Raw genomic sequence first — 10,108 nt, forward strand, 5'->3', positions numbered from 1 at the left:
GGGTGAGCTGGGCTTGAGCGGCCTGCCCTTCGCGGCGCAGGTCGGCCTTGATCTCGATGACCGTGCGCCCGAGGAGCGCGTCCATCCGGCCGTTCACCTCCGGTATCCTGCGCTCGAAGGCGATCTGCTCGCTTCGCGCGCCCAGCGCGTCCGTCAGCAGACGATGGAGGAGGGTCCGGACCTTCTCATGCCCAGGGCGACTCGCCAGCTCGGCAACCACGGCTTCGAGATCGTCATCGGCAATCGGCATGTCTGTCCCTGCTCGTCGCAGGGCAGATAAGGATACCTAGAGTTTTACTTCAATCCATAAATTGCAATGAAGTGGTTTCATGGTGCATGCCCACCGCAGGGATTGCCCTCAATCGTCCATCTTCAGCGCCGCGATGAACGCTTCCTGCGGGATCTCGACCCGGCCGAACTGGCGCATCTTCTTCTTGCCCTCCTTCTGCTTGTCGAGGAGCTTGCGCTTGCGAGAGATGTCCCCGCCGTAGCACTTGGCCGTCACGTCCTTGGAGAGCGCCTTGATGGTCTCGCGGGCGATGATCTTTCCGCCGAGCGCCGCCTGGATCGGGATCTGGAAGAGGTGGCGCGGGATTAGGTCCTTCAGCTTCTCGCACATGGCGCGGCCGCGGTGCTCGGCGCGGGAGCGGTGAACCAGCATCGAGAGGGCGTCGACCGGCTCGGCGTTGACGAGGATCGACATCTTCACGAGGTCGCCCTCGCGGTAGTCGGAGATGTGATAGTCGAAGCTGGCGTAGCCTTTCGAGATCGACTTCAGACGGTCGTAGAAATCGAACACGACCTCGTTGAGCGGCAGGTCGTAGACGACCATGGCGCGTTTTCCCACGTAGTTGAGATCGACCTGGGTGCCGCGCCGGTCCTGGCAGAGCTTGAGCACGCCGCCCAGATGTTCGTCCGGAGTCAGGATGGTGGCGCGGATCCACGGCTCCTCGATCGCCGTGATCTTCATCACGTCGGGCATGTCGGCCGGGTTGTGCAGTTCTTTCACAGACCCGTCGGTCATGGCGAGGCGGTAGACCACGCTCGGGGCCGTGGAGATCAGGTCGAGGTTGAACTCGCGCTCCAAACGCTCCTGGATGATCTCGAGGTGGAGCAGGCCGAGGAATCCGCAGCGGAAGCCGAAGCCGAGCGCAGCGCTCGTCTCCATCTCGTACGAGAAACTCGCATCGTTGAGCCGGAGCTTGCTCATGGCGCTGCGCAGGGTCTCGAACTCGGCCGCATCCACGGGGAACAACCCGCAGAACACCACCGACTGCACGTCCTTGAAGCCCGGCAGCATCTCCTTGCAGGGACGCTTGTCTTCCGTCAGTGTGTCGCCGACGCGTGTATCGGCGACCTCCTTGATCGAGCCGGTAAAGAAGCCGACCTCGCCGGGTCCGAGCTCGCCGATATCGGCCATCTTCGGGCGGAACACGCCGATCTTGTCGACGCCGTGGACCGCGTCGGCCCGCATCATGCGGATGTTCATGCCCTTCTTGAGCACGCCGTCGATGATGCGAACCAGCACGACGACGCCGAGATAGACGTCGTACCAGCTGTCGACCAGCAGCGCCTTGAGGGGGGCGTCCCGGTCGCCCTTCGGGGCCGGCAGGCGGGTGACGATGGCCTCCAGCACCGCCTCGATGTTGAGCCCGCTCTTGGCCGAAATCGCCACGGCCTCGGAGGCGTCGATGCCGATGACCTCCTCGATCTGCGCCCGGATCCGCTCGGGCTCGGCCGCCGGCAGGTCGATCTTGTTGAGGACGGGCACGATCTCGTGGTTGGCGTCGAGCGCCTGGTAGACGTTGGCGAGCGTCTGCGCCTCGACCCCTTGCGAGGCGTCCACCACCAGCAGCGAGCCCTCGCAGGCGGCGAGCGAACGCGACACCTCGTAGGCGAAGTCGACGTGGCCGGGGGTGTCCATCAGGTTGAGGATGTAGTCCTTGCCGTCCTCGGCGCGGTATTCGAGGCGCACGGTCTGCGCCTTGATGGTGATGCCGCGCTCCTTCTCGATGTCCATCGAGTCGAGCATCTGCTCGCTCATGTCGCGCAACGCCACAGTTCCGGTTGTCTGGATCAGCCGGTCGGCGAGCGTCGACTTGCCGTGGTCGATATGGGCGACGATCGAGAAGTTGCGGATGTTGTCGATCGAGGATGTCGTCATCGAGGATTGGCTCTCCGGCGCGGCGCGGCCCGTCGGCTTGAGGCGAGGGCCCGGCGCACGGTCTGTCGGCTTGTGGGATCTAGCGCGCAGATAGCAGCGCCGCCCGCCAGCGCCAAGCGACGGCGGAGTCGCGCCATGGCGATCGCCTGAAAGCGATCGCCCGGGTTTTTGGCGGCCTCAATCGCCGGCGCCCGCGTCCGCGGGCTTAGGCTTTCGCTCCGCTCGATGCCTTTCGGGACGGATGTCGCGAATGGCCCGCTCCGCGTGGCGCTCTTCGCGCCGCCCTCAGAGCAGTGCGACGTGTTGCGAGACGTCGGGGCGTTCGAGGCAGGTGAGTTCGTCGAAGGTGCGTTGCGCGAGGTCGCGCGCGATGCGGCACCTGCGCTGGGCGGCCGCCGTTTCGGGGCCGTCGGCGAGCGCGAGCCTGCCATAGGCGTTGGCCAGGTCGAGGAAGCCGAGGCGTTCGGCGCCGACCGCGATGGTGGACGCCTCCCTGATGACGCTGTCGCCGTCGCCGCTCTGCAGAAGGGCGATGAAGGCGCGCAGGGTTCCCTGGGCCGCATCGACGCCGAGTTCGCTGCGCAAGCCATCGTAGCAGGCGCGGTCGAACACGGCAGGCCGCGCGGGCCGCGATCCCTCCTCGCCGGTGTCGAGCAGCACGACGGTCGAGAGCTGCCGCGCGACGGCGTCGGCGAGGGTCCCGCGGTCGAACGGCTTGGCGACGTGGGCGTTCATGCCGGCATCGAGGAAGGCGCGCACCCGGTGCGGCATCACGTCGGCGCTCACGGCGACGATCGGCACGCACCGGCAGGGATGCTGGAGGGCACGAATGCGGCGTGTGGCGGTCATTCCATCCATCACGGGCATCAGCACGTCCATGAGCACGAGGTCGTAGCTCCGCACCTGCACGGCCTCGAGGGCCGCATTGCCGTTGCCGACGAGGTCGACGATGCAGCCGGCCCGCTCCAGCATGGCGATCACCACCTCCCCATCGATGGCGTTGTCCTCGGCCACGAGGACCCGGGCGGAACGGGTCATGGCGTGTTCGGCGACGGTGACGATCCCGGCGGGGCGCGCTTCCGGCAGCACCACCGAGAACCGGTAGGCGGTGGCCTCGCCGGGGCGGGTCGCACGGTCGATCCGGCCGCCCATAAGGCCGACGAGTCGTTGAGCCACCGTCAGCCCGAGGCCGCTGCCGTCGATCTGAGCGGTGCGCGGCTGATAGGCGACGGCCCGGTCGTCGGGGACCGTGGCGGTGATGGCAAAGCGCAGCGTTCCGGTCGCCTGCCCAAGGCGCGCGCCCTGGATCGACAGGGCGACCTTGCCGGCGCGGGCGATCCCGACGGCATCGTTGAGAAGGTTCAGGAGGATCTGGCGCAGACGCCGTTCGTCGCCGATGACGAGTTCCGGCAGGGCTCGGCCGAGGCTGAGGTCGAGAGCCACGTCCTTGCCCGCCGCGGCCGGCCGGATGAGGTCGGCGACGGCGGTGATCATGGGTGCGAGTGCGAAGCTGCGCGCCTCGATCCGCAGGTCGCCGGTCTCGGATCTCGCGTAATCGAGGATGTCGTCCACCGCCACGAGGAGCGTCTCGGTCGACGCCTCGACGAGCCTGAGGTGGCGGCGCTGCTGGGGGCTCAGGGGTTCGCCGTCGCCGAGGAGATCGATGAAGCCGCGGATGGCGGTGAGCGGCGTACGGATCTCGTGGCTCATCAGGCCGATGAACTCGGATTTCGCGCGCGTCGTGCTCTCGGCGCGCGCCTGGGCGAGCTCGGCCGCATCGCGGGCCATGCGGAGTTCGTCGGCGTGGTGGCGCCGGTCGGTGACGTCGCGCAGCGTCGAGATGATCGCGGGCGCCCCGGGCATCGCCAGATGGTCGTTGACCGCCTCGACCCAGATCCAGCGTCCGTCGGCATGCCGTATCCGGATGGTCAGGACGGTGCTCGGCTTCGACGGCCCGATGCCTGCGTCGAGGGCGTCCAGAGCCGTGAGGTCCTGCGGATGGACCCGTTCGCGCAAGCGGAATTCCGCCGGGTCGAGCCCGAGGAGCCGTCTCAGGGAGGGCGAGACGTGGATCGGCGCTTCATCGCCACGCCGCACGATGACGACGTCCGACATCGTCTCGGCGATGAGGCGGTGGAAGGCCTCGCCGCCGGCATCGTCGTCACCCTCCGGCATCCGGCTGCGCTCGGACGTCATCGAGGCCGACAGAGGGTCGCGCCGGGTCGTCTCGGCGATCGCAGTCAGATCGGACGCGGCGCCTGGCCCCACGATGGCGGTCATGCGCCCGCGCGCCGTCTCGGCCGAGGTTGGGGCGGCGGGTGCGATGCCGAGGCGGGACGCGGCGAAGGTACCGAGCCCGGTGAGCGATGTCCTGATGGAAAGAAGCACGGTTCTCACGAGCGAGCGAAGATCGACGGCACTCATAGGATTCAGACTGCCCGCACAGGCCGCACCGGTCGTGGCCGTTACAATCAGAATATCGCTCAGTCGTTTCGAATGCGTAGCGAATTCAGGTCTCAGGCGGGCTCGCCGGACGACCCAGCCGTCTCTCGACCGGCGGCCGCCATCTCGACCAGGATCTTGCGCAGGGCGCCCATGTCGCTGACCGGGCTGGGGTAGGCGACGCGGTGGCTGCGGTCGCCGGCCAGCAGGTCCATGCCCTCGGGGTCGAGACCGGTGAGGCGCCAGTTGGCGGTGGCGTCGGCCGCGTAGAGGCCGAGAGCATCGGCGTGGTCGGCGTTCATATGGGCGATCGCCCCGGCCTCCCCGGCGACGAGGGCTTCGCAGCCCGACAGGTCGAGCAGGAGCTCGTCCCTCGTCAGGGTCGCGGCCTTCGCGAACCCTCCGTTGAGGTGCCCGGCCTTAGGCGCGAGGGCGAAGAACCCGAAATCCGGGAAATCGGCATAGAGCTTCGCCTTCGGATGGCGGGCGATGAAGCGCTCGCGGACGCGCGGCTCGCCGACCTGGGTCACCAGTCCCGTCACGGTCAGTCTTGGATGCGCCAGGGGGTCGCCCTTCCCACCGGCGCTGAACAGGAGCGAGGCGCGCGAGTCCTTCAGGAGGTTGCGGGTGTGGCCCGACAGGCGCGAGAGCAGCATCAGCGGCGTGCCGTCGACATCGGTGGCGATGGTCACCAGCGAGGCGAACGGCGTTCCATCCTCCGGGTCGAGGGTCGCGAGCGCGCCCGAGCGGACCGTGCGCAGCAGGTGCCGGGCCAGACCGATCGCGTCGAAGGGCGCTTCGGAGGCGGGCAACGGCTGGGCGGGGCCGCGGCGGGGCTCGGCGGGGGGCGTGGTCGAGGTCTCGTCGCTGGCCATCGGCGAAGGCTCCTTATGCGCATGTCGGCTCGCGCCACCATAGACCGGGCGATGCGCGCGCAACGAGGGCAAGGCACCGCGACCTCTTCGCCGGTTACGGCCAAGCTACCACCCGCGCTCGCTTTTTTCGAACGCACCCGCTACACGGGGTGACTCTCCGCGCGAATGCGGCCTGGCTCGGATATGGTCGCGACCGCGTTTTTGCCAGCCCTCCTCGAAGGGGCCGGATGCGGAGGCGCGGGCGTCAAGCCCGTGGGTCGCATCCGAGCAATAGGGAACGCCATGCCGACCATCGCCCTCGTGGACGACGACCGCAACATTCTCACCTCCGTTTCGATCGCCCTGGAAACGGAAGGGTACCGGATCCAGACCTATACGGACGGGGCCTCCGCCCTGGACGGCCTCAAGCACTCTCCCCCCGACCTCGCCATCTTCGACATCAAGATGCCGCGCATGGACGGCATGGAGCTGCTGCGCCGCCTGCGCCAGAAATCGGATCTGCCCGTGATCTTCCTGACCTCGAAGGACGAGGAGATCGACGAGCTGTTCGGCCTCAAGATGGGTGCGGACGACTTCATCCATAAGCCGTTCTCGCAGCGCCTGCTGGTGGAGCGCGTCAAGGCGGTGCTTCGCCGGTTCGCGCCCAAGGATGGCCCCGGTGCCGCCGCCCGCGAGGCCGATGCGGCCGCCCGCAGTCTCGAGCGCGGCCTGCTGATGATGGATCCCGAGCGGCACACCTGCACCTGGAAGCAGGAGCCCGTCACCCTGACCGTCACCGAGTTCCTGATCCTGCAGGCGCTGGCCCATCGTCCCGGCGTCGTGAAGAGCCGCAACGCCCTCATGGACGCGGCCTACGACGACCAAGTCTACGTCGACGACCGGACCATCGACAGCCACATCAAGCGCCTGCGCAAGAAGTTCAAGGTTGTGGACACGAACTTCGACATGATCGAAACCCTGTACGGCGTCGGCTACCGCTTCAAGGAGAGCTGAGGCTCGACCCGACCTCCACCCGATCGACCCGGACCATCGTGGCCACTTCCGACGACGACAAGCGGCCACGCGGTCTCCTGACCTGGCCGCGGGCTCTCTGGCGCGGCCTCGGCCAGCGGGCGTCGTCGAGCCTGACGCGCCGCATCGTCGTGCTGAATCTGGTCGGCCTCATCGCCCTCCTGTTCGGCTTCCTCTACCTGAACCAATTCCGGCAGGGGCTGATCCAGGCCCGGGTCCAGAGCCTGCTGATCCAAGGCGAGATCATCGCCGGCGCCATCGCCTCATCGGCCTCCGTCGACACCGACACGATCCGCATCGACCCCGACAAGCTGCTTCAGCTCCAGGCCGGCGAACTGGGCGCCTCCCGCGAGGACGATCCCTCGCCGCTCGCCTTCTCCCTCAATCCGGAGCGGGTCGCGCCGCTCCTGCGTCGCCTCGTGACGCCGACAGGCAACCGTGCCCGTGTCTACGACCAGGATGGCGGGCTCCTGTTCGACACGCGCACGCTGTCGGCGCGCGGCGATGCCGGGCGCGAGGACATCCAGCCCCGGCGGAAGCGCAACGTCCTCGAACAGGCCTACGACTTGGTCCAGTCGCGGATCTTCGGAAACCGTCCGGGCGACCGTCCGCCCAATGCCGAGGAGGCCGGCCCGAGCAACGGCAGGACCCTCAAGGAGGTCCAGGTCGCCCTGGGGGGCGCCCGCGGCACGGTCGTGCGGCGCAACCCGGCCACCGAGACGATCGTGTCCGTGGCGGTGCCGATCCAGCGCGGCGGGACGGTGCGGGGCGCCCTGATGCTCTCGACGCAAGGGGGAGACATCGACCGCGTCATCGCCTCCGAGCGCTTCGGCCTGCTCCAGGTCTTCCTCGTCGCCGCCCTCGTGATGCTGGTGCTCTCCATCCTGCTCGCCGGCGCCATTGCCGGGCCGGTGCGCCGCCTCGCCGACGCGGCCGAGAAGGTGAGGCTCGGGATCAAGTCGCGCGAGGAGATCCCGGACTTCACCAGCCGTACCGACGAGATCGGACACCTCTCGGGAGCCCTGCGCGAGATGACCCAGGCGCTCTACCGGCGCATCGATGCGATCGAGAGTTTTGCGGCGGATGTCAGCCACGAGCTGAAGAACCCGCTCACGTCCCTGCGCAGCGCCGTCGAGACGCTTCCTCTGGCCCGCAGCGACGAGGCGCGCGGGCGGCTGCTCGCGATCATCCAGCATGACGTGAAGCGCCTCGACCGCCTGATCAGCGACATCTCCGATGCCTCCCGCCTCGATGCCGAGCTCGCAAGGGCCGAGGCGCGCCGGGTCGACCTGCGCAAGCTCCTCACCACGGTGGTGTCGGTGGCCAACGAGCGGCGGCGCGCGAAGGACGCGCAGGTCCAGTTCGACATCGAGAACCCGGCCGGCGAGGTCGAGGCACCGTTCATGATCTTCGGCCACGACAGCCGGCTGGGCCAGGTCATCAACAACCTCCTCGACAACGCCCGCTCGTTCTCTCCGCCCGACGCCAAGGTCCGGGTCGCCCTGCGCCGTCTCAAGAACGACATTGAGATGATCATCGAGGACGAGGGGCCGGGCATCCCGCAGGACGCCCTGGAGCGGATCTTCGAGCGCTTCTACACGGACCGCCCGGAGCAGGGGTTCGGCCAGAACTCTGGCCTCGGCCTCTCGATCTCGCGCCAGATCGTCCAGGCCCATCGCGGCACGATTCGCGCCGAGAACCGGCCCGGCCCGGCCGATGAGGAAGGCGAGCCCACCGTGCGCGGCGCCCGCTTCATCGTCCGCCTGCCTGCGATTCGCTGAGGCCCGGCCGATGCCGGCGGGCGAGACAATCCACGCCACCTGCCTTATCCTGCACGAAGCCGGAGTGCTGATCCGTGGCAAATCGGGAAGCGGCAAGTCGAGCCTCGCCCTAGCCCTCCTCGACCGGGCAGCGTCTGAAGGATTCCATGCCGGTCTCGTCGCCGATGACCGGACCAGGCTGCAACAGCGTCACGGCCGGCTCGTCGCGAGGGGACATCCGGCGGTGGCGGGTCTCGTCGAAATCCGCGGACACGGCATCCGCCGAGCGGCGACGACCCACGGCGCAGCCGTGATTCGCCTCGTGATCGACCTCGTCGCCGAGAGGACGCGCTGTCCCGAACCCACATGCGAAACCGCCACGATCCTCGGGATCGGGCTGCCCTGCCTGACCTTCGGCAGGTCTCAACTGGAAGGAGGGTCGGCGCAGCGGATCGTCTTCGACGAACTCGCGGGCCAAGCGGGGTGCGTTGCGGCGCAGACGCACCCAGCGGTTCTCGCGCCTCGGCGAACGCGTGACCCATAGCGTCAGCACTCTCACCATGGCATGATCATGACGTTGTGCCGTGCAAAACGTCGCGACTGCCTTGCGCACACCAGTGCGCTGCACAAAATGGCAGCGACCCCTTAGAGCGCTGGAACACGCGTCGATGATTGGAATGGTGCTCGTCACGCACGGGCTGCTTGCGACGGAGTTCAAGGCCGCTCTCGAGCATGTCGTCGGACCTCAGAAGCAGATCGAGACGATCACGATCGGCCCTGACGACGACATGGAGACTCGCCGCCTCGACATCATGTCGGCGGTCGGCCGCGTGAACACCGGCAACGGCGTCGTCGTGCTGACCGACATGTTCGGCGGTACGCCGTCGAACCTTGCCCTGTCATGTATGAGCGGCGGCCTCGTCGAAGTGGTCGCCGGCATCAATCTGCCCATGCTGATCAAGCTCGCCAGCGTCCGCGACGAGGAATCCCTCGGGGACGCGGTGCTCCACGCCCAGGAAGCCGGACGGAAGTACATCAACGTCGCCTCGCGCGTTCTTGCAGGAAAATAGGCTTTCGCCGGATGGCGGAACGGCTTAACCACGGTTGCAAGACAAGGACGACGCCGTGATGGCGTTGCAGACCGAGGGAACGGCCGGCTTAGATGAGCGAGACCTTCGAGGCCGAGGATGACCTTCCGCCCGTACCGGACGGCGGCCTGCTCAAGTTGGTTCCGGTCATCAACCGCCGTGGCCTCCACGCCCGCGCTTCCGCCAAGTTCGTTCAGACCGTCGAGCGCTTCGATGCGCAGGTGACGGTGACGCGGTCGGGCGAGACCGTAGGCGGCCGCTCGATCATGGGTCTGCTGACGCTGGGCGCCGCGCAGGGCACGTCCATCGCGGTCACGGCCGCCGGCACCGATGCGCAGGCCTGCATGGACGCCATCGTTGCCCTCCTCGCCAATCGCTTCGGCGAGGACGAATAGACCGGAGCGCCCCGGCCTTCGTGCCGTCCATCGCCGAAGGCCGGCCTCCGGGCCGACAAGGGGATCTCAACCGGTGATGCGGTTATCGACCGGCGCGATGCGCTCGCCGCCCTGCCGATCCTGAACCTGCTTCCACACCGTCCCATGCGGTCCATGGCCGAGACGTAGCCGGACGGCGACGACCGCGTCGGCACGACGAACGACCTCTGCTGTGGCCTGCCGCCTCTGCGCGAACAATCGCATGACGACCCGGATCATGGCCGATTGTGAGGGGTCGTCGAGGATCGGTTGCGGAGAGACCCTCGCGTCGAGGGTCAGGTAGTCCTCCACGGCATCTCGGATGCGGCCGGGTTCGACGATCCGCTCGGTGGTG

9 protein-coding genes and 1 pseudogene are annotated in these 10,108 nt (G+C 67.9%); 5 read left to right on the forward strand and 5 right to left on the reverse strand.

Annotated features, from left to right (window positions below; all coding sequences use genetic code 11):
- From ACFE7U_RS15975 to ACFE7U_RS15990, 4 genes are all read right to left on the reverse strand, one after another.
- Window positions 1-250 (reverse strand): hypothetical protein (locus ACFE7U_RS15975; protein ID WP_375410707.1); only part of this gene is annotated, 250 nt, incomplete at its 3' end.
- A gap of 108 nt (window positions 251-358) precedes the next feature.
- Entirely contained in the window at window positions 359-2,164 is a 1,806-nt protein-coding gene (gene lepA, locus ACFE7U_RS15980; RefSeq protein ID WP_375410708.1) for a translation elongation factor 4, read from the reverse strand.
- 285 nt (window positions 2,165-2,449) lie between these two features.
- On the reverse strand, window positions 2,450-4,552 hold the full coding sequence (locus ACFE7U_RS15985; RefSeq protein WP_375410709.1) for a response regulator: 2,103 nt from the start codon (window positions 4,550-4,552) through the stop codon (window positions 2,450-2,452).
- A 128-nt stretch (window positions 4,553-4,680) separates the two neighbouring features.
- On the reverse strand, window positions 4,681-5,481 hold the full coding sequence (locus ACFE7U_RS15990) for a HugZ family protein (protein WP_375410710.1): 801 nt from the start codon (window positions 5,479-5,481) through the stop codon (window positions 4,681-4,683).
- A gap of 282 nt (window positions 5,482-5,763) precedes the next feature.
- Here ACFE7U_RS15990 and ACFE7U_RS15995 point away from each other — a divergent pair, with 282 nt between their 5' ends.
- The 5 genes from ACFE7U_RS15995 (at window position 5,764) to ACFE7U_RS16015 (ending at window position 9,735) form a co-directional block, all read left to right on the forward strand.
- Entirely contained in the window at window positions 5,764-6,474 is a 711-nt protein-coding gene (locus ACFE7U_RS15995; protein WP_375410711.1) for a response regulator transcription factor, read from the forward strand.
- Window positions 6,475-6,512: 38 nt separating this feature from the next.
- Window positions 6,513-8,273 carry a stimulus-sensing domain-containing protein gene (locus ACFE7U_RS16000; RefSeq protein WP_375410712.1) on the forward strand — a complete coding sequence of 587 codons (1,761 nt, stop codon included), beginning with the start codon at window positions 6,513-6,515 and terminating at the stop codon, window positions 8,271-8,273.
- Window positions 8,274-8,283: 10 nt separating this feature from the next.
- On the forward strand, window positions 8,284-8,796 hold the full coding sequence (locus tag ACFE7U_RS16005; protein ID WP_375410713.1) for an HPr kinase/phosphorylase: 513 nt from the start codon (window positions 8,284-8,286) through the stop codon (window positions 8,794-8,796).
- Window positions 8,797-8,920: 124 nt separating this feature from the next.
- Window positions 8,921-9,322, forward strand: a complete 402-nt coding sequence (locus tag ACFE7U_RS16010) for a PTS sugar transporter subunit IIA (RefSeq protein ID WP_375410715.1) — start codon at window positions 8,921-8,923, stop codon at window positions 9,320-9,322.
- 92 nt (window positions 9,323-9,414) lie between these two features.
- A complete protein-coding gene (locus ACFE7U_RS16015) occupies window positions 9,415-9,735 on the forward strand; it encodes an HPr family phosphocarrier protein (RefSeq protein WP_375410714.1) in 321 nt (106 codons plus the stop codon).
- Window positions 9,736-9,801: 66 nt separating this feature from the next.
- Here ACFE7U_RS16015 and ACFE7U_RS16020 read toward each other — a convergent pair.
- Window positions 9,802-10,108: pseudogene (locus ACFE7U_RS16020) on the reverse strand (hypothetical protein); the annotation flags it as partial.

Source organism: uncultured Methylobacterium sp., assembly GCF_964251405.1.
Lineage (GTDB): Bacteria > Pseudomonadota > Alphaproteobacteria > Rhizobiales > Beijerinckiaceae > Methylobacterium.

Coding starts and splice junctions, on each gene's coding strand:
- ACFE7U_RS16015 (WP_375410714.1), top strand. CDS start 9,415: ATGAGCGAGACCTTCGAGGCCGAGGATGACCTTCCGCCCGTACCGGAC.
- ACFE7U_RS16010 (WP_375410715.1), top strand. CDS start 8,921: ATGATTGGAATGGTGCTCGTCACGCACGGGCTGCTTGCGACGGAGTTC.
- ACFE7U_RS15990 (WP_375410710.1), bottom strand. CDS start 5,481: ATGGCCAGCGACGAGACCTCGACCACGCCCCCCGCCGAGCCCCGCCGC.
- lepA (WP_375410708.1), bottom strand. CDS start 2,164: ATGACGACATCCTCGATCGACAACATCCGCAACTTCTCGATCGTCGCC.
- ACFE7U_RS16005 (WP_375410713.1), top strand. CDS start 8,284: ATGCCGGCGGGCGAGACAATCCACGCCACCTGCCTTATCCTGCACGAA.
- ACFE7U_RS15995 (WP_375410711.1), top strand. CDS start 5,764: ATGCCGACCATCGCCCTCGTGGACGACGACCGCAACATTCTCACCTCC.